Source organism: Pseudoalteromonas sp. SR43-3 (assembly GCF_014163875.1).
In the GTDB taxonomy this organism is placed as follows: Bacteria; Pseudomonadota; Gammaproteobacteria; order Enterobacterales; family Alteromonadaceae; genus Pseudoalteromonas; species Pseudoalteromonas distincta.
The window spans coordinates 1-23931 of the sequence record NZ_JACJEC010000032.1 but is presented as its reverse complement, the minus strand read 5'-3'; the positions used below and the strand labels follow the sequence as shown (position 1 = coordinate 23931).

22 protein-coding genes, 7 tRNA genes and 1 pseudogene are annotated in these 23931 nt (G+C 39.5%); 11 read left to right on the top strand and 19 right to left on the bottom strand.

The features are described 5' to 3' along the window. Positions 1–119 precede the first annotated feature (119 nt). From H5088_RS19790 to dnaQ, 9 genes are all read right to left on the bottom strand, one after another. Positions 120–196 (bottom strand) — tRNA-Asp (locus H5088_RS19790). A gap of 54 nt (positions 197–250) precedes the next feature. Beyond that, positions 251–327 (bottom strand) — tRNA-Asp (locus H5088_RS19785). 37 nt (positions 328–364) lie between these two features. Then, positions 365–441, bottom strand: a tRNA-Asp gene (locus tag H5088_RS19780). A gap of 38 nt (positions 442–479) precedes the next feature. Further along, positions 480–556: transfer RNA gene (locus H5088_RS19775), tRNA-Asp, on the bottom strand. A 31-nt stretch (positions 557–587) separates the two neighbouring features. Further along, positions 588–664, bottom strand: a tRNA-Asp gene (locus tag H5088_RS19770). A gap of 41 nt (positions 665–705) precedes the next feature. Then, a tRNA-Asp gene (locus H5088_RS19765) sits at positions 706–782 on the bottom strand. A 27-nt stretch (positions 783–809) separates the two neighbouring features. Next, positions 810–886 (bottom strand) — tRNA-Asp (locus H5088_RS19760). Between the two features lie 97 nt (positions 887–983). After that, positions 984–2354: a TIGR03503 family protein gene (locus H5088_RS19755; protein ID WP_182754360.1), complete on the bottom strand. Its 1371-nt coding sequence runs from the start codon at positions 2352–2354 to the stop codon at positions 984–986. Between the two features lie 9 nt (positions 2355–2363). Beyond that, positions 2364–3077, bottom strand: a complete 714-nt coding sequence (dnaQ, locus tag H5088_RS19750; protein ID WP_076924405.1) for a DNA polymerase III subunit epsilon — start codon at positions 3075–3077, stop codon at positions 2364–2366. 68 nt (positions 3078–3145) lie between these two features. On the opposite strand from dnaQ, the gene rnhA reads away from it, so the two are divergent. Continuing rightward, positions 3146–3610: a ribonuclease HI gene (gene rnhA, locus H5088_RS19745; protein WP_002963021.1), complete on the top strand. Its 465-nt coding sequence runs from the start codon at positions 3146–3148 to the stop codon at positions 3608–3610. A gap of 163 nt (positions 3611–3773) precedes the next feature. Here rnhA and H5088_RS19740 read toward each other — a convergent pair whose 3' ends face one another. Further along, on the bottom strand, positions 3774–4559 hold the full coding sequence (locus tag H5088_RS19740; RefSeq protein WP_002963022.1) for a class I SAM-dependent methyltransferase: 786 nt from the start codon (positions 4557–4559) through the stop codon (positions 3774–3776). 53 nt (positions 4560–4612) lie between these two features. On the opposite strand from H5088_RS19740, the gene gloB reads away from it, so the two are divergent. After that, the gene (gene gloB, locus H5088_RS19735; RefSeq protein ID WP_182754357.1) at positions 4613–5386 is read left to right on the top strand and encodes a hydroxyacylglutathione hydrolase; all 774 of its coding nucleotides are present in this window, start codon (positions 4613–4615) and stop codon (positions 5384–5386) included. 155 nt (positions 5387–5541) lie between these two features. Then, positions 5542–7122: a LysM peptidoglycan-binding domain-containing protein gene (locus H5088_RS19730; RefSeq protein WP_149602939.1), complete on the top strand. Its 1581-nt coding sequence runs from the start codon at positions 5542–5544 to the stop codon at positions 7120–7122. Positions 7123–7191: 69 nt separating this feature from the next. Here H5088_RS19730 and H5088_RS19725 read toward each other — a convergent pair whose 3' ends face one another. Genes H5088_RS19725 through H5088_RS19715 form a run of 3 tightly spaced genes read right to left on the bottom strand, consistent with a single transcriptional unit; the run spans position 7192 to position 8718 of the window. Continuing rightward, positions 7192–7641, bottom strand: coding sequence for a flavodoxin (locus H5088_RS19725; RefSeq protein WP_182754354.1), 450 nt, complete (start codon positions 7639–7641; stop codon positions 7192–7194). Further along, entirely contained in the window at positions 7641–8405 is a 765-nt protein-coding gene (gene truC, locus H5088_RS19720; RefSeq protein ID WP_002963028.1) for a tRNA pseudouridine(65) synthase TruC, read from the bottom strand. Before truC ends, H5088_RS19725 begins: the two co-directional genes overlap by 1 nt. Next, a complete protein-coding gene (locus H5088_RS19715) occupies positions 8398–8718 on the bottom strand; it encodes a YqcC family protein (protein ID WP_002963030.1) in 321 nt (106 codons plus the stop codon). Before H5088_RS19715 ends, truC begins: the two co-directional genes overlap by 8 nt. A gap of 104 nt (positions 8719–8822) precedes the next feature. Here H5088_RS19715 and H5088_RS19710 point away from each other — a divergent pair, with 104 nt between their 5' ends. Next, positions 8823–9851: a DUF3549 family protein gene (locus H5088_RS19710; protein WP_182712740.1), complete on the top strand. Its 1029-nt coding sequence runs from the start codon at positions 8823–8825 to the stop codon at positions 9849–9851. Then, complete coding sequence (locus H5088_RS19705) at positions 9852–10151, top strand: DUF3301 domain-containing protein (RefSeq protein ID WP_002963032.1); 300 nt, start codon at positions 9852–9854, stop codon at positions 10149–10151. It abuts the gene before it with no gap. 848 nt (positions 10152–10999) lie between these two features. Here the strand turns inward: H5088_RS19705 and H5088_RS19700 are convergent. Beyond that, complete coding sequence (locus H5088_RS19700) at positions 11000–11653, bottom strand: GNAT family N-acetyltransferase (RefSeq protein WP_182754351.1); 654 nt, start codon at positions 11651–11653, stop codon at positions 11000–11002. A gap of 153 nt (positions 11654–11806) precedes the next feature. Between H5088_RS19700 and H5088_RS19695 the strand changes: the two genes are divergently transcribed. From H5088_RS19695 to H5088_RS19685, 3 genes are all read left to right on the top strand, one after another. Beyond that, positions 11807–12043 carry a DUF2789 domain-containing protein gene (locus H5088_RS19695; RefSeq protein WP_002958240.1) on the top strand — a complete coding sequence of 79 codons (237 nt, stop codon included), beginning with the start codon at positions 11807–11809 and terminating at the stop codon, positions 12041–12043. A 96-nt stretch (positions 12044–12139) separates the two neighbouring features. Next, positions 12140–12406 carry a hypothetical protein gene (locus tag H5088_RS19690; protein WP_007378199.1) on the top strand — a complete coding sequence of 89 codons (267 nt, stop codon included), beginning with the start codon at positions 12140–12142 and terminating at the stop codon, positions 12404–12406. Positions 12407–12419: 13 nt separating this feature from the next. After that, complete coding sequence (locus H5088_RS19685) at positions 12420–13193, top strand: Zn-ribbon-containing protein (protein WP_024599765.1); 774 nt, start codon at positions 12420–12422, stop codon at positions 13191–13193. A 66-nt stretch (positions 13194–13259) separates the two neighbouring features. On the opposite strand, the gene syd is transcribed toward H5088_RS19685, so the two are convergent. Then, a complete protein-coding gene (syd, locus tag H5088_RS19680) occupies positions 13260–13799 on the bottom strand; it encodes a SecY-interacting protein (RefSeq protein ID WP_182754348.1) in 540 nt (179 codons plus the stop codon). Between the two features lie 59 nt (positions 13800–13858). On the opposite strand from syd, the gene queF reads away from it, so the two are divergent. Continuing rightward, positions 13859–14704 (top strand): NADPH-dependent 7-cyano-7-deazaguanine reductase QueF, encoded by an 846-nt coding sequence (gene queF, locus H5088_RS19675; protein ID WP_024593670.1) that lies wholly within the window; start codon positions 13859–13861, stop codon positions 14702–14704. Positions 14705–14960: 256 nt separating this feature from the next. Here the strand turns inward: queF and H5088_RS19670 are convergent, their stop codons facing one another. The 3 genes from H5088_RS19670 to H5088_RS19660 are packed head-to-tail and all read right to left on the bottom strand — an operon-like array spanning position 14961 to position 21315. Beyond that, the gene (locus H5088_RS19670; protein WP_182754345.1) at positions 14961–15866 is read right to left on the bottom strand and encodes a peptidylprolyl isomerase; all 906 of its coding nucleotides are present in this window, start codon (positions 15864–15866) and stop codon (positions 14961–14963) included. Between the two features lie 32 nt (positions 15867–15898). Continuing rightward, positions 15899–19588 (bottom strand): translocation/assembly module TamB domain-containing protein, encoded by a 3690-nt coding sequence (locus H5088_RS19665; protein ID WP_182754342.1) that lies wholly within the window; start codon positions 19586–19588, stop codon positions 15899–15901. Then, entirely contained in the window at positions 19588–21315 is a 1728-nt protein-coding gene (locus H5088_RS19660) for an autotransporter assembly complex family protein (protein ID WP_182754339.1), read from the bottom strand. Before H5088_RS19660 ends, H5088_RS19665 begins: the two co-directional genes overlap by 1 nt. A 214-nt stretch (positions 21316–21529) precedes the next feature. On the opposite strand from H5088_RS19660, the gene H5088_RS19655 reads away from it, so the two are divergent. Then, a complete protein-coding gene (locus H5088_RS19655) occupies positions 21530–21865 on the top strand; it encodes a ribonuclease E inhibitor RraB (RefSeq protein ID WP_007378192.1) in 336 nt (111 codons plus the stop codon). A 44-nt stretch (positions 21866–21909) separates the two neighbouring features. On the opposite strand, the gene H5088_RS19650 is transcribed toward H5088_RS19655, so the two are convergent. Further along, on the bottom strand, positions 21910–23661 hold the full coding sequence (locus tag H5088_RS19650) for a DEAD/DEAH box helicase (RefSeq protein ID WP_182754336.1): 1752 nt from the start codon (positions 23659–23661) through the stop codon (positions 21910–21912). Between the two features lie 168 nt (positions 23662–23829). Between H5088_RS19650 and H5088_RS19645 the strand changes: the two are divergent. Continuing rightward, positions 23830–23931, top strand: a pseudogene (locus tag H5088_RS19645) (IS481 family transposase); the annotation flags it as partial.

Below are 23931 nucleotides of genomic sequence, written 5' to 3'. Positions count from 1 at the left end.
ATAGCTGATAGCTGATAGCTGATAGCTGATAGCTGATAGCTGATAGCTGATAGCCAAAGAATGTTTTACTAAATCATTTAATCAAGGATTTTTAAACTTGTTATTGAGGAAATAACAAGTGGCGGAGTGGACGGGACTCGAACCCGCGACCCCCGGCGTGACAGGCCGGTATTCTAACCAACTGAACTACCACTCCGCAGTGGTATGTGCATGGGGTAATGCACTTACAAATTTTAATCATGATATCAAATGGCGGAGTGGACGGGACTCGAACCCGCGACCCCCGGCGTGACAGGCCGGTATTCTAACCAACTGAACTACCACTCCGCAGAGATATCATTATACTTGTTATTACTTAATTTGTTGGCGGAGTGGACGGGACTCGAACCCGCGACCCCCGGCGTGACAGGCCGGTATTCTAACCAACTGAACTACCACTCCAGCATACAAATTTTGTAATATAACATTGTTTAAATAGTTGGCGGAGTGGACGGGACTCGAACCCGCGACCCCCGGCGTGACAGGCCGGTATTCTAACCAACTGAACTACCACTCCAGCGCATATTTAAACTGTTATTTTTTCTTATTGGCGGAGTGGACGGGACTCGAACCCGCGACCCCCGGCGTGACAGGCCGGTATTCTAACCAACTGAACTACCACTCCATAATAAGAATATGTTTTACAACCATACGTTGTGTAAGTGTTGGCGGAGTGGACGGGACTCGAACCCGCGACCCCCGGCGTGACAGGCCGGTATTCTAACCAACTGAACTACCACTCCAGCTTTTACTTACAAGTTTTACGAAAATGGCGGAGTGGACGGGACTCGAACCCGCGACCCCCGGCGTGACAGGCCGGTATTCTAACCAACTGAACTACCACTCCATATTTTCGTTGCTGTTTAGGTCTCCCTGACAGCGGCGTGAATAATACGAACCAACCCCTATTTCGTCAAGGGCTTTTTTGTTTTTTTATAGGTTTTTTAGTCATCTGTCATCGAAAGGTTTAAAATTTCACCTGATCTGTCATTTTTTGAGCCATTTTTACCGACTTGATTTTTTTCTGTGTCGGCAACATCACCTTCACTTGTTTTCTTTTTCTTTAAAAAAGGCAGCTTCACTTTAAATTTAATCGGTTTTTTCTGAACAAATATACGAATTAACAGCCATCCGAGTAATAAAATGAGCGTATTGCAGCCTACAATTAAACTAATAATTGTCGAGGTGGCCATTTTTTCTTCAACAGGCTCACTCTCGATCATTTTATCTGGCGTAATAATCGTTGCAGGATCAATTTCGGGCACCGCTTCTATGGGTCGTTCTATTTCAAATTTATACGTTGGCAGCGTTGCCATAAATTCACGGCCATTAATATTAGTGCCAAAAACAGACAGTTCAACACTATATCTACCCCAATCATAATTTTTAACATTAAGCTGGCGTGAGTCTTTAGCAGCGGCATCTATGGTAAACATTTGCTCTTCGTTATTGGGATAGTAGATTTTTCCCTGGATGATGACTGTTTCTGGCTTAACAATACTTGGGTCTATATTTATAGTTAACAGATGCTCGTCTGTGTCTTGCTCTGCTAACGCGGCTTCGGTTACAAAAGGTGGCTCGTGCACTTCTATTGTATTTTGCACAATGCGACGCTGCAGCAGAGGTGTTGCCACGTAAAGCTCTGGTGTCCATTCACCCGCAGGAAAATCTAAAGTAAACTCGCCGGTAAACACACCATCTTTAGGACGCTCATCAAATCCACGTCCATCGTCTTTAAATTCCGCTACTTCTTGAATGCCTGCGCCAAAGTTAGCAAAGTTTTCATTGTTGGTACTTACAAAGTCGACATTAAGGCTCACAACATCTCTAAATAGGTTTGTATTAATTGGCTCACCGTCATTTAGTATTTTGCCAGTGATTTTTATTGTCTCCCCTCTAAACAACATTGAAGGAAGAGGCTCTGCTTCTAGAGATATCTCGCCTAATACAACTATTCTGCTGTCGGGTAAAATACTGCCTATTACTTGCCAAGGACCTGCCATAGGTTTTTTTATGGTTACTAAATCGTAGCTGAGTTCGTCAAACCATTCTAAGTTAGGGTTTTTAACAGAGTCAGCAGCAAAGTACTTACTGCCATCGGGCCTCACTAAAATAACAGCAGGTGCACCTGATTTTCTAAAAAAAAGCAGTGTTATTTCATCTATTTTGCTATCTATGCGAAAACGATTATCAAGTAAAGGGATCTCATTTTGATGCCCATCGCGCTTGAGCACTTCTACTTGTTTTACGCCATATGCATTGCCAGTAAATAAACTAGCGGCACATAACGCTGTTACAAAATACATCGTTTTCATTAAATCGCCTTATTCAGCGCGCCAGATACATTGGCCGCCTTCTTTATTTACAAGATCCAATCGTGCCTCGTGTGCGCTTTGCTCAGCGTCACTTGCTCGCAGAACAACTAATGGGGCTCTATCACTATTTAAACGCTTTATACCGCCCTTCTGTTGCTCGCTGCCGTCATCTTTGTTTTGATTCAAATTCAGCTTTGTTTGACCGCCCGTCATGGCAAGGTAAACATCGGCTAAAATCTCAGAATCCAGTAGCGCGCCGTGAAGCGTTCGTTTACCGTTATCTACATCGTAACGACGACATAATGCATCAAGGTTGTTCTTTTGACCTGGATGCAAGTCACGCGCCATTTTAAGCGTGTCGAGAACTTGACAAAAAGTATCTGTTTTAGGATAACCCTGATTAAGCAACGCAAATTCGTTATCCATGTGGCCAATATCGAACGGCGCGTTATGAATAACTAACTCAGCCCCTTCAATATAGTCGAAAAACTCTTGGGCAATTTGATGAAACAACGGTTTATCACGTAAAAATTCGTTAGTGATACCGTGAACGTCGATTGCTTCTTCTTCACTTGGCCGTTGTGGATTTATATAAACGTGAAAGTTATTGCCTGTTAAACGGCGATTTACTAACTCCACACACCCAATTTCTATAATACGGTGCCCTTGTTTAGGGTCTATGCCGGTGGTTTCTGTATCTAAAACTATTTGTCTACGTGCCATATCGAATTTAGCCTGATTCTGGTATCTTTCTATAATCACTTTATTGTACATAAGATCAAGGTAAAACAGTGCAAAAAACCGTAGAGATTTACACCGACGGCTCATGTTTAGGTAATCCAGGCCCCGGCGGTTATGGTATTTTTATGATTTATAACGGCCACGAAAAAGAAATGAGCCAAGGTTATAAACTCACAACAAATAACCGAATGGAAATGCTCGCGGCTATTGTTGCCCTAGAATCACTCACTCGAGAATGCGATGTAAACCTAACAACCGATAGCCAATATGTTAAGCAAGGCATTGAATCGTGGATCACTAACTGGAAAAAACGTGGCTGGTTAACATCAGCTAAAAAGCCGGTTAAAAACGTCGATTTATGGAAACGCTTAGATAAAGCCTGTAGCGAGCACAATGTAACTTGGAAGTGGGTTAAAGGGCATAGCGGCAATAAATACAACGAAATAGTTGACGATTTAGCGCGCGATGCCGCTGGCAGTAAAGATTTACTAGAAGATGTAGGCTACCAGCCTTAAATTTATTCTAAGCTAGTTGTTATACCAATTTTATTAAAAACATGTTCATTCTATCGCATTAAATAACTCACTAACTGCGTTAAAAATTATTCATATAGAACAACTATATGTCACAATTTTCGCCTTGTTAATGTGCTATTTTCTTAGCGCTATGATAGATCACTTATTTAATGCAATTGGTATTATTTTTTTGCTCGCACGATTTAAAGTGTTGCTTTGACGTTTGTCTAAGCCCTGCCCCTTTTACTGGTGCAAACTGCGGCCTAGCATGCCACTTAGGTTTTATCGGCGTAAGTGGCGCAACTCTTTTTCGTGCCACCAGCATATAAACACTGCCCATTGGTTTTAAATACTGTTTTGCAAAAGTCCGCCAAAACTCAAATCTTGATAACCTGTTACCTCTTGCCAGTGATGAATAAATAAAACGTTCGTCACTTACAATTTCAAAACCCAATAAATTTAGCCAATCTTTAACCCTCGCAGGGGTAAAAAAGCGCCCCGTCCATGGTAACTTCTGACCACTAAAAGGCAGCATTTGTGCAAGCCCACACAAACTAAACGGATTAAAACCAGTCACTAGTATATAACCGCCCGGAATAAGCGTGCGATGTGCTTCTCGTAAAATGTGATGTGGGTCTGAATGATACTCTAAGCAGTGGCTTAGTATACAAGCATCAATACTGTGCTCGTAAAATGGCAATTCATCTATGTCAGCAACTACCCCAGTGTAAGGCCCAGGCTCTGCAACACACACTTGGTGTTTAATCGTACTTATACTTGTGTTTAATTCGCCACTTAAATTACCCAACTTAAGCATATGATAGCCAAACATACGCGGAAGCCATTGCTCCATTTTACGTTCAATATCTGTGCGTAAATAATCCCCATGAGGAAACTGCTGCCACGACAGTGGTTTGGGTCCTTCTTGAAAACTAAGGGCTGGTTTCATTTTTTGAGCTCGTTATACTATGCGATAAGTGTCACTTTATAGAGCAATTTACCATGGTGCAAGTCAAAGCAATTAAAGCCTTTTCTGATAATTACATTTGGTGTTTAACTACCGATAACAGTAACCAAGCATGGGTAGTCGATCCAGGTCAAGCACATCCCGTATTAACCTACTTAGCTGAGCACAAACTAACGCTTGGTGGTATTTTAATTACGCATCATCACTACGACCACACTGATGGCGTAGCTGAATTAGTTGACGCCTATCCAGATATATCGGTTTATGGCCCTGCAAATAGTCCATTTAAAGGCGTCACTCACGCACTCACTGATGGACAAAGCATCAGTGTGCTTAATATTAACTTTACTATTTTAGCAACTCCTGGGCACACGCTTGATCATATTTGTTACACAAATGATGAACTTGCTTTTACAGGCGATACATTATTTAGCGGCGGATGTGGGCGCTTATTTGAAGGCACGCCAGAGCAAATGTGGGAATCGTTTAATAAACTAAGAGAGCTGCCTGCAAGCTGTGTTGTTTATTGCACGCACGAATACACACAAGCTAACCTTGCCTTTGCCAAAGCAGTTGAACCACGCAATCCAGAACTCCTTGAGTACAGTAAAAAAGTAGATGAATTACGCAGTAATAATCAAATTTCTCTACCGACCTCTATTGGACAGGAGCTAAAAATAAATCCATTTATGCGTAGCGATTTGCCAACCATTATAGAGTTAGTGCCAGAGAAATTTATCTCGGTTACAAAAAACAATGAACCTTGGGGAAACTTTGCGAGTCTGAGACAGTTCAAAGACAATTTTTAATGCAAAAACTAATACTTTAATATTTATTTCATTAGAATCATCAACTTAAGATATAGTGATGATTCTATTTCTGCGTTTTAAAAAGTCATTAAGTGGCAATGTTAACTCATAACAGGTAGTATTCGCCGAGTTTTTTACCCGATGTATTGGTATTTATGAATAAATCTCCCCTATTAGTAGCCTTGGCGTTAGCGCTAAGTGGTTGTCAAACTGTGACAACATTAGAGTCAGACTCTCAAGTTGCCACACAAGCAAACCAACAACTCGAAGGCGCAAGTCCTAACGACATTAACAATGCATTGATGGTAAACGCACAATATCAGCAAGTTGACTCTGATGAGCAAGAAGCGCCCGTGTTTGATGATGTGTGGGAGCGAATTCGCTACCAACTTTCTATCGAAATACCGCAAAACCGCCCTGTTGTTACTGAACGTAACTATTACGCTCGCCACCAAGCCTATTTAGATCGTATTTCTAAACGTGCAGAACCTTACTTACACTTTATTGTTGAAGAAGTAGAAAAGCGCGAAATGCCAATCGAAATTGCACTACTGCCTATTGTAGAAAGCGCATTTGACCCATTTGGTTATTCTAATCGCAGCGCATCGGGCATTTGGCAGTTTATGCCTGCAACCGGTGAGCGATTCGATTTAAAACAAAACTGGTGGTACGACGGTCGTCGCGACATAGTGCAGTCGACTCGCGCAGCACTTGACTACTTATCGTATTTACATAAAACACTTGAAGGCGATTGGCTAAATGCGATTGCTGCTTACAACTCGGGTGAAGGGCGCTTGATGCGCGCGATTAAAAAGAATCGTAAAAAGCATTTACCTACCGATTTTTGGTCTCTTGATTTACCTAGCGAAACAACAGCCTACGTACCAAAGTTATTAGCACTTGCCGATTTATTAAAACGCTCAGATGATTTTAACGTTACATGGCAACCAGTAATTAATGCACAAGTGGTTGAAGTGGTTGATGTTGGCTCGCAAATAGATTTAGCACTTGCTGCTGATATGGCCGATATGACGCTTACTGAGCTATACAGATTAAACCCTGGTTTTAACCGCTGGGCAACTGATCCTAATGGCCCACATTCTTTATTACTGCCAGTAGATAAAGCAGAGCAATTTAGCCAAAAACTAGCAAACACTGATGTTAAAAACAGATTACGCTGGCAACGTTATATTGTGGCTCGAGGCGACAGCTTATCAGTAATTGCCAAAAAGTTTACAACGAGCTCAAGTGCAATCCGATCGCTTAATAAACTCAAATCAAATACGATTAAAGTAGGCCAAGAATTATTAGTCCCGCTTACTGATGGCGCTATAAATAGCGAACATTTACCAAAGCAGATGCGCTTAGCTGCTAATAAAGCAACTCGCACAAAGCTTTCGCACACAGTTAAAAGTGGCGACACGTTATGGGACATTAGCCGCGAATATGACGTAACTATGGATGAGTTGGCTAAATGGAATAAGCTAAAGAAAAACTCTGTACTGCGCCTAAATCAAAAACTTACTGTGTATAAGTCAGCTAATAAACCACAAGCAACGGCAAGTACCAACCGTACTATTACATACAAAGTACGCCGTGGTGACTCACTTGCACGTATTGCGTCTAAGTTTAATCTAAGCGTTAACGAAATTATTAAGTGGAATAATTTAGCCGGTCAAAAATACTTACAACCTGGCCAAAAGCTAAAACTTAAAGTAGATGTCAGAAGTAGTTAATTTATAAAACTATATTAAAAGTAAAAAGGAGCGCATGCGCTCCTTTTTTAATACTTTAAAATTAAAGGATTAAGCAGGTAGTTTTTCTAGCCATACTTTTAACCAAGGCTCGGTTACCGGCCACGGTTCAAAATCTTCACATGCATCTATTTCTAGGCGGTTGCCCACAGGCTTTGCTTGTAAATCACGAAGTAGCTCGTCAAAGCTTCGCCCTGCGCCACAAAATGTATCGCCGTAACATCTGTCACCCATTGCAATTACACCAAACGGTTTATCGGTAAGCATTGGGAAAGTGCTATTCATTGCAAAGTACAATCCGGCCAAATTACTCGGTACATCACCTTGGCCTGTTGTGGAGGTAACAATTAAAATATGCGATGCATTTTTTATATCATCAAGCGATGCTTCTGTAATTACTGTAGCAGTATGACCCGCTTGCTCCATTGTGGCTGCAACTTCATCGCTTAAACGCTCTGCACCGCCATTAACGCTGCCTACAAAAATACTAATATGTGCCATTAATAATCCTTTTCTTGCTCTGGCCAACCTAGCTGCTTACATATTTCAAGCATGTCTTCACCTAGTGGCGCTTTAATTGTTATTGATTCATTACTATAAGGGTGCACAAAACTAAGCTCTGTTGCAAATAACATTAAGCGTCTTAGCTCAAAATGCTCTCTAAAAAATTGATTATGCTGGTTATCACCATGATTTACATCACCAATGATAGGCAGTGATAAGTGCTTTAAGTGTCTGCGAATTTGATGCTTTCGCCCGGTTTTTGGAAAACACTCAACTAACGAGTAACGCACTGTTGGATACTTACCTATAGGAATAGGCAATGCAGCTTGGTGCAAGCAATTAAACTGGGTTTGCGCTTCTTGCGGTGCTTTATCTTGATCTGCAAACTTATCGGCTATTTTATCAAGTTCTTCTTTAAGCGGTTTATCTAAAAATACTGACTCTGGCGCAAAGCCGCGCACTAAGGCCAAATAGCGCTTAGCAATGGTACCTTCAATAAATAGCTGGTTCATATCGCGAGCTGCTTCCGAGCTCAATGCAAACAGCAATACGCCCGACGTAGGTCTATCGAGCCTATGTACTGGAAATACATGTTGCCCTAACTGGTCGCGCAACATTTGCATAGCGAACTGGGTTTCGTGTTTATCTAAAAACGAGCGATGCACTAATAAACCTGAAGGCTTATTTATAGCCACATAGTTTTCATCTTGATACAAAATAGTCAGCTCGCCATATTCAATAGGCGCTGGACGCTCACTCATTTGGTTCTCCTAAAAAGGTATCAAGGGCTGTTAGTAATTCAATAATTTCATCGCTTCCGGCTTTATTCACAAGTGTCATTTGCGCCATAGGGGCAATAGCAAAGTTACGCGGCAGTGGTTGCCTATGTGTTATTAATTGCTGTATTTTTTCAATAAATACAAATTGTAACCACTGCTCAAATGCCATTGTATCGTGACAAAAAGGAGTATTTGAAAGCAGTGCCTCAGCGTCTATTGGCTCACTTTGCCAAAGCGCGTGTTTTTGTAAAAGTGCCGTTAGCTGCACTAAATAAGTTTGGGTTTGCTGGTACATAACCACCCTCTTTTATATATGTAATGCAATTATACCCTGTTCCCTCACAAGCGGCTATGACGTATAATTAATGTAATTTTGCAGTAAAAACAGTTGAGAAAACAATGAGTGATCAAATAGCTACATTAGGTCAGCTTTTAGATGGTGCGGGTACTCAGTGGCGTGCTTTTGATATTGGCAGGCACATTACTAAGCTTGATAAAAAACAATTTTTAGCTATTGAACAAGCTCAAGTGCCTTACCCTTATCCACTTGCTGGTCATGCATGGCTCGCTATTCAATTTTGGGATACTAAAGCCAGTAAAGAACCGTATGTATGGTTTTTAAAATTTTCACTTGATGAGCAAAGTATGCTGGTAAGTGCTAGTCGCGATCACTTTGCTGATATGGTTATTCAAGCGCTAGGCACTGAAATTACAGGCGAGCAAGCCGATGGAAAGCTTGATAATAACCCTTATGTTTTTACACCAAACGCAAATAAATTAGCGGCATTTAACGCCCAAGTAAAAGTACTATTAAAACAGCCTGCATCGCAGTATTACGAGCATGCACAATTGTACTTTAGCGGTAAAATTGGTTTTGATAATTGGCAAAGTGTTGCACTACAGGGTATTGCCGATTTTGCACTACGCTTAGACAGCGATACAAACTTAAGTAATCTGCAAAAAGCATGGGCGCATTTACCTATTGAAGTACTACAACCACTCAGTGCCATGCTTGAACACGTTGAAATACCAACATCAATGAGTGAGTTACTTGTTGATTACACACAGACCGCAATTAGTAATAACGATACATTAGCTATAACCGCAGCACTAAGATCAGCTTCAAAAGGTCAAGCTCAAGGGTTATGCGCTCAATTAGTTGATACTGTACTAAGCTCACCAGTGAAGCACGACTCTGACGTGTTACTAACAATCGCTGGGCGGTGTTTTAAACAATTAGAAAACCCTGAACGCTTACATGTATTTATGGATAATTGCGCGCATCATCAAAAAATTGAAGAATTGTTTCCAAGTATTTTTGCTGACTTAGTTGCAATACCAACTATTCGCCCGCATTTATTAGGCTTATTACGTAAAGAAAATCGTAGCGAAACCCTCGCGCGTGCAATTGGAAGGTTATTCTCTTAAATGGCAAGTTTATGGACGTTCATACTTATTGGTAGTGTAATTTACTTATTTTGGCTTAACCGAAAGGTTGCTGAAGCGGCGAACGTTCATGCTAAACGTCAAAGTGAGCAACTGCAGGTGCAGTTGATGAGTGTTGCATGCACAAAACGCCGCTTTGGTTTTTTAAAGAACGGCAAGCCAGGCATTAAAAGTGAATTTATATTTGAATTTTCAAGCGATGGTGAAAATGCTTATCAAGGTGTGTTAATTATGGAAAATGAGTTTTTGAAAAGTGTGGTTGTTCCACCGCATAAAATATAAAACTTAATATACTTTAAGAGTATGTGTCTTAAATTAATAAATTTAATTCAACACAAAAAACTAAGGCGTAACTAAAGTTACGCCCCAATTGGACTGCATCCTGCTAGATATCCATTATCTTAAATCCGTATTATCATCCCCTGAACGAGTAAACAACCTTGTTTACCCTCACATTGCATACTGCAATATCCATGGCCACCTTGGCAAACCCACGAAATCTATCGTTTGGCTACATCCGTAGCATCATCCTTGGTAATCCTTTTAAGTAGCTCCTGCCACTTTTGCATCCTGCAATATCCATAGCCATCTTGGCAAACCCACGAAATCTATCGTTTGGCTACGTCCCGTAGCATCATCCCTGGTAATCCTTTAAAGTAGCTCCTGCCACTTTTTGCATCCTGCAATGTCCACTTGCCATCTTGGCTGTCCTGCGTAAACTAACGCTCCTGCTACTTCCTGTAGCGTCATCCGTGATTATCCTAAAGTAACTCCTAGCTACTAAGTGCTTCATGCACTTCCTTATTCTTCCTTGTATCCGTTTTAGCTTGTCCTTTATGCTTCCTGCTAGCGTCTGCTATGTTGCCTATTCCGTATCCTTGGCAGTAACTCAATCATTGAGCTATGTCGTCTTGACGAAGAGAAGTTTAAAGCAATCAGGGGGGAGAAATAGGACTTAACATAAAATAAATAAACGTCACAAAAATGAAAAAAAAATAAACACTGCAGAACAATAACTTAGAACAAAAAAGGCTACTTATTAGCAGCCTTTAAGTGACAATGCTTACGATGATGTGAGATATATCTCACGGTCTTATGTCCGTTTGGGCGCATTGGCTTACATTATAATTTTAAATAGTTGGCTCAATTATTGGTTTAAACAGTAACTCGCCCTCTACTTGGTTAAAAGTAAGGTGTTTAAATGCTTCAAACTTTTCAGTTTTAAAAAATTCAATGTGCTCCTTACGTGTTACAAATACAGCCATCCCTGTTGACTCAGCGTTGCATTTAACTAAGTCGTCAAGCCCGCGTAGTAAGTAACGACCAAAGCCTTGTCCATGAAAATGCGGATCTACGGCAATAAAAGCTAAAAAATAGTAATTGCCTTTCTCTTTAAGGGCGTCTCTAATTGTTTGTTCTTTATCTATTAATTGATTTGTTTGTAAGTATCCCGCACTCAGCATTAATTTTAAACGCCAGTGCCAATAACGCTGCGCTTGTAATTGGCTATTAGATTCAAATACACACGCTACTGCTTTTAATTTATCGTTGCGGTATAAACCAATTAATGGCTGTTTTTCTTGCCAAAAACTACTGAGCTCTTCGCGAATTAATGATCGTAATTTTTTTTCGTAAACTGTTTTATTTTCGTCATTGTAGCTAAGCATGTTTAGTAATACAGGATCGTCATGATAAGCCTGATAAATTAGGCTCGCTGCAGTACTAATATCTTCTGCAGCTAAATACTGTACGCTGAACGTATCAGCTGGTGTGGTTACACTCATTGTATTTCCTTTATTATTTTAGCTATAGGCTGTTTAACTTTAAACCTAACTATATACCTAAAATTATTAACCGTAAATTCAGCGAGAGTTTAACTAGCAGGAGGTACAGTTAGGTACTAGTATGAATTTTCATTCATTTAAAGGAGCAATATCATGGATACGACAAAACACGACATTAACACACTTTTTGCACAGCTTGGATTACCAAATAGTGATGAGCAAATAGATGCATTTATTGCCTCACATGAATTAGAAGACACAACATTACTCCAAGAAGCTTCTTTTTGGGATGAGGCACAACAGCACTTTTTAGCTGAATCCCTTGCACAAGACGGAGATTGGAGTGAAGTAATTGACGAGTTAGATGTACGCATTCGTCAAAGTAAGTAATTTTATTTAATGTACCCTCCCTTATTTATTGCTAACATAGCATCTGCGCAGCATTTATATGCTGCGTATTTATTTTATTAAAGAGTTATATATCTAATGAATTCAGTTGTATTTGATGCAATCAAAGCCCTTCTCGATGAAGGCAAAACCCCTACTGTAGCACTAACTAAAAGCCGTTTGGCGCAACCGGTTCCAATGCCTATGATTATTGCAGCAGTAAGCCAATATAAAAACAATCCTGATTCAATTAATAACTTCATGAGAAACCCACAGCAGTCAGATAATACTGAGCTTAAAACAAGTCAATTAGATAGAATTGAGCAAAAACTCGATAAACTTCTTGCGCTGCTAGAACAAAAATAATTTGAGACTATAAATGTTCGTTGTTGATTTAACTTTTGATTGCTACCAAGACACCACCCTAGAACAAGCCGAACAAGCAATAAATCGCTTAGTAAATGCACTGCGTTTTAATGGTCAAATAATGGGGGAAGAATTTCCAACCGTTTTAAAAGATGGATTTTTTATTACCCGCGTAATGTGCCCTACTGAAGATGCAATGCACCCGCTAAATAACAGCCCGTTTGTTAAGCACAGTATCGAAAAGTTACATAGTGCTGGGCTACTTGCGCCAAAAGTAAAAGTGATCGGACAAGATATTCACTCCAACGGCGCTGATTGCTGCAAAGAACCATCAAGTTATATTTTATATACAACCTATGTGCATACGTGCAGCCCGCTTTATTGTGGTGATGACTTTTTGCCTGTGCCGCTATTTCGTATTCCGGCAATTGCTAATGGTGACTATAAAACGCTTATAAAATGGCAAGAAGATTGGCAAGCCTGCGATCAAATTCAAATTAATGGCGCAACCCGTTGTGAGTTTCCGGCGCTTGAAGAAATATCGAGTATTAAAAGCGACTTATATAGACGCGGAAAAGACATAACAAAGCGAATTAGTTTTTTAACTAAAAAGCCAACCTATTATTATTTATACCGTGTAGGCGGCGTAGATAAAGCGTCTGAACTTGAACGAAAGTGCCCTAGTTGTAATGGCGACTGGAAATTACCTGAATCGTGGTTTGGGTTATTCGACTTTAGGTGTGAGCCATGTGGCTTAGTGTCTAATATATCGTGGGATTTTCAGTAGTTACACTAAATTAATGAGCAACAATAGCTTGGTGCTAACTGCACCAAGCTGATTGTTGAATAGACTCTAAACCTCTAATGCCTTTAAAAAAGCATTAATGTTAGGTGCAAGTACATGGTGTGTTTTTTTGCCTACATGCTCTAAACATACTTCACCAGTGTGCACCAATACACTTACTAGTAAATCATCTTGATCTGTTAAACCAATAAATACTGTTTCTGGCTGCTTAAGCTTGCGTTTCATTAAAACGTGGCCCGTTATATTTTGCTGTAGCAAATTAAAGTCTTCTTCGTTCCATGCTTGTAGTAATTCAACCTGATGCCCATCAATGCTTGCTAAAATACTTCCACCGTACATATGTCCGTATAGCTCGCTAAGCTCTTTTGGAAACTCAAATTCTAGTGCACTGGCTAAATCATTAAGCGAACCTGCAGGTTGCTGACGCGCCCCCTGCCATTGAATGTTTCCTTGCTCGTCAACCTCACCAACTTCACATGGGCTTGGCCATTGTTCGTCGTGCGCAATAAGTGGGTACTTTGTAGTGTTTTTAAGGGTATTTTCGCTAAATGTTTGATGAAGTTGTTCTATAAGCAATGCAACAGACATACTGTGAAACTCATTAAAATTAGATATAATGTCCCTATTGTAACTATTTAAGAGCAAACATGACAGATTACAGCAATTCTCCAGACCTTAAAGGTAGCGTATTAGGCCAATCTACTGAGTATGTAGATGTGTACACGCCAAGCTTGCTTTTCCCTATTGCGCGCAAACTAAATCGTGATGCTTTAAATATTGACGAAGCAGAGCTTCCATTTAAAGGCCAAGATATTTGGACAGGTTACGAGCTTTCATGGCTAAACAATAAAGGTAAACCGCAAGTTGCCGTGGCCTTATTTACCTTTGAATGCCAAAGCAGCCATATTATTGAGTCAAAGTCGTTTAAACTTTATTTAAATAGCTTTAACCAAACCCGATTTGAAAGCATTGATATAGTAAAACAGCACTTAATTGATGATTTATCAAACGCGGTTAACAGCCCTGTCAAAGTGACTTTATACAATCCTGACGATTACAATTGCTTACCGTGTACAGCGCTGCCAGGTGAATGTATTGATGACTTAGATATTGAAATTAATAATTACGATATTGATGCAAATTCACTTAAAGCAAAAAGTGATAACGTAGTTACAGAAACGCTCTACAGCCATTTACTTAAATCAAACTGTTTAATTACCTCTCAGCCTGACTGGGCAAGTGTAATTATACGATACACAGGCGAGCAAATATGCCGTGAGTCGTTATTGCGTTACTTAATTTCGTTCAGAACACATAACGAATTTCATGAGCAGTGTGTTGAGCGTATTTATAGCGATTTAACAACACAACTTAATATTAAAGAGTTAGAGGTTTACGCGCGTTATACTCGTCGCGGTGGGCTTGATATAAACCCGTATCGCTCTACACATTATAACGATACGCCATTTGCAGTTAAAATTAATCGTCAGTAGGTTATTTTTAATTGGAATATGGGTATTAAAAAAAGGAGCCTAGGCTCCTTTTCTATTTGTATATTTAATTAATACCAATTCGCTTAATTAAGTGAGCTATTTTAAGGCTGGGAAAACGTGTTGATAGCTAGGCAAAAGATTAGCTATTTAGTTGTTCTCGGCAATTGCTCCTGCATTGCTCTACCTTCTGCATCCATGCAGTCGTAAATGAGAATCTTTTAACGCAGGTAACGACACGTTTAGCCCCGCAAAATGATTAAGTATTATTGCGGATTGGTATAACTTCACGCTTAGTGGGTATAGGCATACCACACACATCAACGTAATTATGTGCTTTAACAAACCATGGCTCAACACGGTTTTTACGAGCATTTATTAAGTTTTTAAACACCGATGAGTTTGTTTTCATCACTTTAAATATACTTTTATCGCTTTGTACATCGCCAAGGACTTGTATATTAGTAATTGGGTTAAATGCTTTTCCTTCAGTTGGTGTGCGCGCTAAACGGTTAAAATGCTCTATACCTTCTAGCACTCGACCAAACACCGTAATATTTTTATCAAGGTAGCGCGGGCCTTGCCCTATCGTTACAAAAAACTCCGTGCTCGCACTATTTATATCGTTGTCGCGCGCCATTGCAAACACGCCACTACAATGCACTTGCCATGTTTGCGTATGTGCTGAGTTTTGAGCTACTGCAAAGCCGTTTAAAAAGCCGGTAACTGGTGCATATCCGTCGCCATTTAGCTCAGTAATTAAAAGTGGTTTGTTTGTTGTTAAATAAAACTCAGCTGGAACTGTTTTATCTGCAGTTTTAATTAACTTTTTACCCGAGCTGTCGCCACCTTGCGCTACAAAACCCTCAACAAACCGATAAACGCTGGTATTTATATAAAACCCTTCTCGCGCTAATTTTTTAATGTTTTGAGCGTGCTTTGGGGCAAGCTGTTCATTAAGTTCAATATACGCATCGCCCGTTGGCAGCGTTACCTTTAAAATATTTTGGGCGTTCACTACTCGCCAGTCATTATCTGCTGCACTAGCAATTACCTCACTCGCGCTCAATAAAAGTAGCTCTTGTTTAGCAACATCATTACCTAGTTGTTGAGCACAACCGCTCAATAAAACACTAAGCAGAGCTGGCAATATAATTTTTTTCATCGCTTATATCCTTATAATTATTATAGTTTTGGTTATTCCCAATCAAACTTATATAGCACATCAACATTTTGATATAGGCCGCTCGTTATTTCTATGTATAACTGCGAAAGTAACTGATAACGCACAGCCACTTCACTGAGCGAATCAAATACACCCACGCTATATTTAACTTGCAAACTGGGTGCTACGTATCCTGATATTTCTACTTTGGTACTATCACCACTACCTGATGAGCTTAAACTTACATCTGACAACCCAAAGGTTTCACCTACCTTAGAAACAACCCCTTCGCTGCGGCTAACACCTTGAGAAAGTAATAACTGTGTGAGCATCGCATCGCTTGACGAACTTTCCCCATCACCTAAAGGTTGGCCATTAAGTAAATATGCGAGTGCTTGTGCTTGATCCATCGCAGGCTCAGAAAATATTTTAAGCGTTGGTTGTTCAACATTACCCGTAAGCGTAACCCCTGCAATGACACCATTTGCAGTCGTATCGGGGTTACGTATTGCTTTAATATTTAAAAATGGCTGTTCAATTGAACCGCTAAAACCGACTTGCCCTGTGCTGATTATTAAATCTTGCCCAAAGGCTAAGTAAGTACCTTCAATTAAGTTAAGCTCACCTGTGGCTATAATTGGTGCTCCTTGACTCATTTTTATCGCTAAATCACCCGCAACTTTTGATTCCAAGCCAAACGATTCTACTTTTACATCGTTTTTAACAATCACTTTTAAATCTATGTCGTAATCAAATGGAACTGTTTCTGTGGCCTCGGTTTTTTGATCAACAATAATTTCATCATCGCTAACTTGCACTGCGCCCTCAGGAAGCTCTTCAATCATTAAACGACCGTAAGGCACAACTACCTCACCAGCAAGCTTGAGTGCATTATTAGCCAAGCCTATTTTTAAATCCGGCGATACTTTAAAAGTAACCCCTTGCTGCGCGCGTACATAAAACTGATCGCCAACTACCGCCACATTTACAGCAGGTTGCGCACCTTGCCAATCAACGTCACCGGTGAGGTTTATTTTACCGCCCTGGTTGTCGTTTAAGTTGCCTTTTATTGTGGCTGTTGTTTTATCAAACAATACGTTTATATTTGATTTTTGCAGCGCTATAGGCAATTGCTCGCCCTCTAAACTAATATCGCTCACATTAAGCTCGCCATTTAATAATGGATCTTTTAACGTACCTGCTAATGCGACTTTTCCACTAATATCACCTTTTAACTGCTCAAGGGTTTCAAGAAATGGTTGTAAGTCTGAAAGGAGTATTTTATCAATATTAATAGTGCCGTTAAGCGCTTGCGTATTTTGTATGTCGTCAATATCAATTTGTGTGTTTATTTTACCAAGCACACTTGATTCTAAATTAGCTTCAAGCTTGCCAACTTGAGAGTCCGAAAATGCACTAACAGTTAGAGTTTCGATTGGTAATTTAAAACGATCTTCTTCCGAGGTAAGCACCGCTTCTAAGTCGCTAGAATCGATATTTGCGCGTAATGTTTTAAGCGCACCACTTTGCCAATTAAGCGCTACATCGCCAGTTATATTACCGCGAGTACGAATGCTATTAGGTAAAAAGTGCTTAAGCTCCTCAAGAGCTAAATTGCTTAGTTTAGCATTTAGCTGACCGAGGTTTTTTGATTGGGCTAAGGTGTCTATGCACAATTTACTTTGCTCAGATGCCCAACAATGTGCACTTACATCAAAGTCGCCACTTTGCGTATTAACCATAATGGCAATATTTTTAGTATTACTAAAACTAAGCTTTTTATCGCTGAGCGTTACATTACTAAGCTCGCCATTCCAAGTGGTATTATTAATTTTGCCATTAACTTCAAACTCTACACTGCCTTGCTCAGCATCTACAGATGCCGTAAGTTGGTGATCTGTTTTGTCGCCGCTAATATCAATTTTAACGCTATTAATTTGCTGTTCGGCTACAAGCGCCGAACCAACACTTACCGAAACATCGGTTTGCCAATCGGCTGCGGTATCTAACTGCCCTCTTACTGATAATTTATTAATGTTTATTTCATCAAAAATAAAGCGATCGAGTATTAGCGCTAAATCAACAGAGGGCGTTAACCTTTCCCCCCTTACTTTTAAATTTGCGTTGCCATCGGCAGTAAATGGAATATTAGCTTTTTCATCACTTTTAAGCGTTACTTTGCCATCAACCTGCCAAGTATCATCAACTTGCCCGCTTAGTGCTAATTTATTGGTGCCACTACTTAAATAAAAACTATCAATATTAGCTTTTAACGTGTTGTCGAGCTTAAAGTTTGAAGCAAATTCTAGTGGCACGTCGTTAAGTAATCCGTTTAACTTTGTATTATTCATTTGTAGCTGCCACTTGTCGTCAGCTGCATTAAACGAGCCTTTAAACTGTCCTGAAATATCACTGGTAGCGGCATCAGTTAAGTACTGCGCTTTTAAGTTAGCAAGCGTGCCATTAAAGTTAGCCTGTATGCCTTTTTGCCAATCAACATTGGCTTTTATAGTTGCACTGCTTTCGTTTGCTTTAATGCTTAGCGCTTGTAAAGTTGCTTTGGTGAGACTGCCTTTTAATTGGGCATTTAAGTCAACAGCTGGGTACGCGCCTAATTGGCTATTCCCCTGCAGGCTAAGCTGGTAATCGTCGGCATTACCTTGTGCATTGAGGCTTACATTTCGCACTTTAAGCTCATTACTTTGTGCATCAATAAGCCACTGTTTAATTTTGCCATTTAACTCAAACGGATAGTTTTTTTGCTTTAAATTTGCCGTTGCCATTAAACTAAGCGGATATTGTCCCTGCGTTTCTAAATTTAAGTTTAGGTTTGATAAGTCGCCATTCAACTGCAAATTGGCTTGGTGCTCATCACTTTGTAAAACAACATCCCCTTTTACGGGCAAGTTCCCTGCAAGCTCAGCATTAAGGTGCGTATTAAGCTGCCACTGCTCATACTTTGCTGAGAATGACTCTAAATTAATAACCGCATCTTCCACACTTAATTGCAGCGAGATGTTTTCAATAACATGCTGGGCTTCGTTTTGCTCAATCGTAATGTTAGCTATTTCAAAGTCTTCAACAACTAAGTCAAGTGGCGAAGTGAATTCTATATTAGGTAATGCGGGTAGGTGCGTTAAAAGCGCTTGAGTATTTTGCGCCGTTTGTGTTTTCGCATCTTGTTCTTGCTCTTTTAAAGCAACAAGTATGGTGGGAATATTCAGGCTTTTAACCGTCAGCTTTGAACCCTCTGCTTTTGCTGAGAGTTTAAAGTTATTAACGCTTACGTTTGCACTTGGATGCTCTAGAGTAAATTTATTGATCGCAATGTTTTTTAAAGCAATATTAAAAGGTAAGCTGATTTTTTCAAGCGGCTCTGCAGCGGCTTCTTCTTGTGACTCTGCAGTTTTTGGTAATGTTAAATTTATAGATTTAGCACTTAAGTTATCTATACAAATTCCATCGCACTGCCACCAAAACAAATCAATTTTCAATTGTTGTGCATTAAAATCCAATCCGTTGCTAGTAAAGCGCACATTAAAGGCATCATTATAAATAAAACGGCCATCTTTAATTACGATATGTAGTCCATCTACCGCTTTGTTTGCACTATAAGCAATAAATTGATTACCGGGTGCGGTAAATAACAAACAAAATAGTGCAACAACTAACGTGACAAAAATAGCACTTACGGCGGCTGTTATCTTTTTTAATACTGACATTAAATTTCTGGCCCTATGGTAATACTTAAACGTGTGCTTTTACTTTCTTTTGTTAATCCCCAAGCGTGGTCTATACGCACTGGGCCAACGGGTGTTAAATAGCGAAAACCAAAACCAGCGCCTACTTCAAAGTCATCAGAAAAATCATTCGTTGCTGTACCACCGTCAACAAATAAAGCTGCGCGCCAGTTTTGAGCAAACTGATAGTTGTACTCTATTGTACTGGTTAGTAAGTATTTACCACCGATGAGATCGCCATCATCATTTTCTGGCGATATTGATTGGTACGCAAAACCACGAACACTTTGATCGCCACCTGCGTAAAAACGCAGTGAGTAAGGTACGTTTTCAATATCATCAACAAGCATTGCACCAACATTTGCTTTTAAAAACACTAAATGCTTATCTAAGTATGTACGTAACCACGCATGTTGCATTTGCACCCTAATCAGATTAGTACTCGAAAGCACATCATCTAAACCAAACTCAGCAGATATAAGCCACTGCTCTCCCCAGTATGGAGTCGTGCCGCCTTTTGATTTTTTGCGGGCGTAGCTAATGCCCGGCATTAACATTTCGGTACTTTCTTCCTTTTCATCACCGATGCGGTAGGTTTCTTGGTCGCGGCGTAAAAATGCAGTACGCACCCACTTATTTTCGGTTAACCATTGGCGCTGAATTTGCCCCGTGAGTATTTCACTGTAGGTATCGTTTGTTAGTTCATCCTCTAATTTATATCCAGCAGAAAAACGCCATAAATCATCATTCGGATCATCAACTGGAATGGTATAAGCCATGGAAATATCTTGCTGCTTTTGCGCCACATTTAAATTAGTTTCGAGATAATGACCGTCTTCTGTGATCCACGGTTTACTCCATTTAAAACGCACTTTGGGCCCTAAGTCAGTACTAAAACCGCCGCCAATTTCATAGCTATTTGCAGGCTTGTGCAACACATCTACCTTAATAGGTACTTGGCTATTTTTACGCGCAGCAATATCGGCGTAAACGCGCACGCTTGCAAAATAAGGGGTGCTTGATAAATCCAAATTATAGTCAGCAATATGTGTTGATTTATAAGGTTGACCCTGAGTAAAAGGCGCAAGCGAGCGTATGTATTTTTCAGCAGGCGTATTACTAGCTATTTTTATATCACCAAACTGGTATCTAACCCCAGTATCAATTACAAAAGTAATAACAGCACTATTTTTCTTAAGTGACACTTCTAATTTGCGCGCTGGCCACTTTGCATCAAAATAGCCAAGCTCCAATAGCATAGATTCTATTTTTTTATGAGCAGAGTCGTATCTACCATGATTTAAAACATCACCTTGTTTTAAGTTGGTATTTTTAATTAATGCCTGTAATTGTGGATCATTCTGGCCAACGCCGTTTAGCGTAATATTAATTGCTTCTATGCGAGTTGCAGGACCTCGCTCAACTTTAACAATTAACTCGCTGTCGTCTTTATCATAAATAACCTCGACGGTCGGGCTATAATAACCAAGTGCTTTAATGCTATTTTGTACTTGCTTTTGGGCATAACGACGAAGTGTACGGGTTGGTTTTTCACCAATTAATTGCTTGAGATAAAGGGCTACGTTATTTTCTAAATCGCCACTTAACCCTTTAATTTCGTAATCTTCTATGACTTTTTCTGCAGCATAGCTATTTGTCGCAATTAAAGCGCTCACAACACATATGCAACGTAAAAACTTAATAAACAAGTAAATATCCTTACTTTTAATATCTTACATAAAACTGGCTGATTACGCGCATATTAGCATAGCCATAATGAGCAACACATTAACTTAATGACAATCTAACGCGTAAATTTAACTTTGAATAAGTATCAGCATAATTAAAATTAGTACGCGTTAAGACAATATTTTAGTTACAATAGTGCCTACGAATAAAAAATTAATTTTAAATGAGTTTTTAATGCAATTCCCTGATGATGATAACGGCCAACTTTTAGCCGAAATAGCCGCTGCTGGCATTGATTTAAATAAAATGCACCAAGTCGATTTTTTTATTTTATTCGAACAAGAAGCCGATGCTGAAAAATTTGCTAAAGAAATAGTCTCTGATGCATTAGTTCAAAATGCTGAGCTTGAAAAATGTAAAGACACTGGCGTTTGGGAAGTAATCACTCAAGTACAAATGGTGCCAGAGCACACCCTTTTAGGCCAAGCTGAGCAATACATTGAAAGCATTGCTAATAGCTTTAATGGATATGGTGACGGCTGGGGATTAATGGACGGTGACGAGGCTTAGTTGCCTTTTAATTGTATTAGTTCAATGTACTCTATCAGTTAAGCTTAACGGCTTAACTGATTTGCCTTCCTAAAATTGCCTTTATAGTCAAATAGCTTATCAGCCACTTTCCAACCATACTTTTTGCTTTTTCGTGCAATAACAAAATCTGGTGGTACTAATTCAAATTGTGCGCTTACTACTTGCGCTGCAGTTTTAAAATTAATAGGTGTTTGTCCAAGTCCTACTCGTAGACCAAATTGCTTATTAAATATAAATTGCCCGCCCTTATTTGCGAGGTTATATACCTCATCGCAACTTGCGCCATCTTCATCAAAATACGTTACTTTAATAAGTTCATCTTTAATTAGAGTTACCGATAACCCACTACATCGAAGCACAAGTGCGTCTTTTAAGTTTAATGCATTGCGTAACTTATCATCAGGGTCGGCCATTACCGCGCCGCAATCATGGCATTTACGTGCAGCAATATCATTTTGGGCACCGCACTGCTCACATTCTTTAAACCTAAAACGATAATCGCACTGCTCTTTATGCCCATCATCATCTTCTAACAGGCCTTGGCAACGCCTGCCAAAGTGCTCTATTACTTTGCCAGTGGAGTCTGTTTTACCCCAAAATATATTCGCAAACCCACAACCTGGGCAAAGTACCTGCACAGGTTCATTATCACTATCGCCTTTTTTATCACCTACTTCTGGGTGAAATAAATTAAAACCATTGCCAGCATAATCTATTACTAAGCAATCCGTTTTTGATTCAGATAACCTTAAACCTCGCCCCACAATTTGTTGATATAAACTAACTGATTCTGTAGGTCTTAAAATAGCTATAAAGTCGACATGTGGCGCATCAAAGCCGGTTGTTAGTACCGATATATTAACTAGATACTTTAATTGCTTAGCTTTAAATTGCTTAATGATTTTATCGCGCTCAGTGTTTGGCGTATCACCTGTTATAAGTGCGCTTTGATGAGCTGGCAAGTAGCTTAATATTTCCTGAGCATGCATTACCGTGGCGGCAAAAACCATAACACCTTTACGCTCTTCACTGTATTGAATAACTTGCTGTAATATAGCTTTCGTTGCGCGCTCACTGTTTTTTAAAAGCGCATTCATGTCATCAGTCGTATATTGCCCAAATGCATTGCTATCTAAGGACGAAAAATCATAATGGCTAATCGCTGCATCAACTTCGTTTGGCGGCGTTAAATAATTATGTTTGAACATATACCTGAGCGGCAATTCAAAAATACAACTTTTAAACGGACTTTCTTGAGTACCTTTAACAAAGCCATGATAATGATGATGGTATATCCACCCCGTTCCTAGCCGATAAGGTGTTGCTGTTAAACCCAATACTTTTAACTGAGGGTTATATTCTTTTAAACTGTTTATTACTTTACCGTACTGACTTTTTTTATCCCCATTTACCCTATGGCATTCATCAATAATAAGTAACGAATAATGCTCATTTAATTTATTTAAATTACGAGAAAGTGATTGCACACTAGCAAACGTTACTTGATGGTTTAATGACTTTTCTTTTAAACCTGCTGAAAATATACTCGCCTCTAAACCAAAACTTTTATATTTTTGCGAATTTTGCTCTACCAACTCTTTTACATGAGCAAGTACTAATATTTTTTGCTTAGCAATACGGGCAAGTTCAGCAATAACAAGGCTTTTACCTGCACCAGTTGGTAGCACAATAACGGCAGGATCATTACTCTTTCTAAAGTGTAAAACGGTGCGTTCTACGGCTTCTTGCTGGTAAGGTCTTAGTTTATAGCTCATGGGAAAACAAATAGGTTTGAGTAAGGAGATTTTAGCAAATAATAGCTGGGAGTTTTAAACTTAAATTATATTTTATTGAGGGTAAACAAAAAAGAGAAGCCGAAGCTTCTCTTATATTTAGCTTTAGGTGTGTGATTCATAGAGATCGTTTCAATATACTATGACGCTATGAACAAAGAAATTAAACAACGTTTAAAGTGGATTGAGCTTTACGAAAAAACTAATAATGCGGGCCTAGTTTGTCGTCGGTGTGGAATTTCTAGGCCCACT

Coding starts and splice junctions, on each gene's coding strand:
- gloB (WP_182754357.1), top strand. CDS start 4,613: ATGGTGCAAGTCAAAGCAATTAAAGCCTTTTCTGATAATTACATTTGG.
- dnaQ (WP_076924405.1), bottom strand. CDS start 3,077: ATGGCACGTAGACAAATAGTTTTAGATACAGAAACCACCGGCATAGAC.
- H5088_RS19755 (WP_182754360.1), bottom strand. CDS start 2,354: ATGAAAACGATGTATTTTGTAACAGCGTTATGTGCCGCTAGTTTATTT.
- H5088_RS19710 (WP_182712740.1), top strand. CDS start 8,823: ATGAGTGATCAAATAGCTACATTAGGTCAGCTTTTAGATGGTGCGGGT.
- H5088_RS19740 (WP_002963022.1), bottom strand. CDS start 4,559: ATGAAACCAGCCCTTAGTTTTCAAGAAGGACCCAAACCACTGTCGTGG.
- H5088_RS19650 (WP_182754336.1), bottom strand. CDS start 23,661: ATGAGCTATAAACTAAGACCTTACCAGCAAGAAGCCGTAGAACGCACC.
- H5088_RS19715 (WP_002963030.1), bottom strand. CDS start 8,718: ATGTACCAGCAAACCCAAACTTATTTAGTGCAGCTAACGGCACTTTTA.
- H5088_RS19690 (WP_007378199.1), top strand. CDS start 12,140: ATGAATTCAGTTGTATTTGATGCAATCAAAGCCCTTCTCGATGAAGGC.
- H5088_RS19705 (WP_002963032.1), top strand. CDS start 9,852: ATGGCAAGTTTATGGACGTTCATACTTATTGGTAGTGTAATTTACTTA.
- H5088_RS19695 (WP_002958240.1), top strand. CDS start 11,807: ATGGATACGACAAAACACGACATTAACACACTTTTTGCACAGCTTGGA.
- truC (WP_002963028.1), bottom strand. CDS start 8,405: ATGAGTGAGCGTCCAGCGCCTATTGAATATGGCGAGCTGACTATTTTG.
- H5088_RS19730 (WP_149602939.1), top strand. CDS start 5,542: ATGAATAAATCTCCCCTATTAGTAGCCTTGGCGTTAGCGCTAAGTGGT.
- H5088_RS19725 (WP_182754354.1), bottom strand. CDS start 7,641: ATGGCACATATTAGTATTTTTGTAGGCAGCGTTAATGGCGGTGCAGAG.
- H5088_RS19700 (WP_182754351.1), bottom strand. CDS start 11,653: ATGAGTGTAACCACACCAGCTGATACGTTCAGCGTACAGTATTTAGCT.
- syd (WP_182754348.1), bottom strand. CDS start 13,799: ATGTCTGTTGCATTGCTTATAGAACAACTTCATCAAACATTTAGCGAA.
- H5088_RS19685 (WP_024599765.1), top strand. CDS start 12,420: ATGTTCGTTGTTGATTTAACTTTTGATTGCTACCAAGACACCACCCTA.
- queF (WP_024593670.1), top strand. CDS start 13,859: ATGACAGATTACAGCAATTCTCCAGACCTTAAAGGTAGCGTATTAGGC.
- H5088_RS19665 (WP_182754342.1), bottom strand. CDS start 19,588: ATGTCAGTATTAAAAAAGATAACAGCCGCCGTAAGTGCTATTTTTGTC.
- H5088_RS19655 (WP_007378192.1), top strand. CDS start 21,530: ATGCAATTCCCTGATGATGATAACGGCCAACTTTTAGCCGAAATAGCC.
- H5088_RS19670 (WP_182754345.1), bottom strand. CDS start 15,866: ATGAAAAAAATTATATTGCCAGCTCTGCTTAGTGTTTTATTGAGCGGT.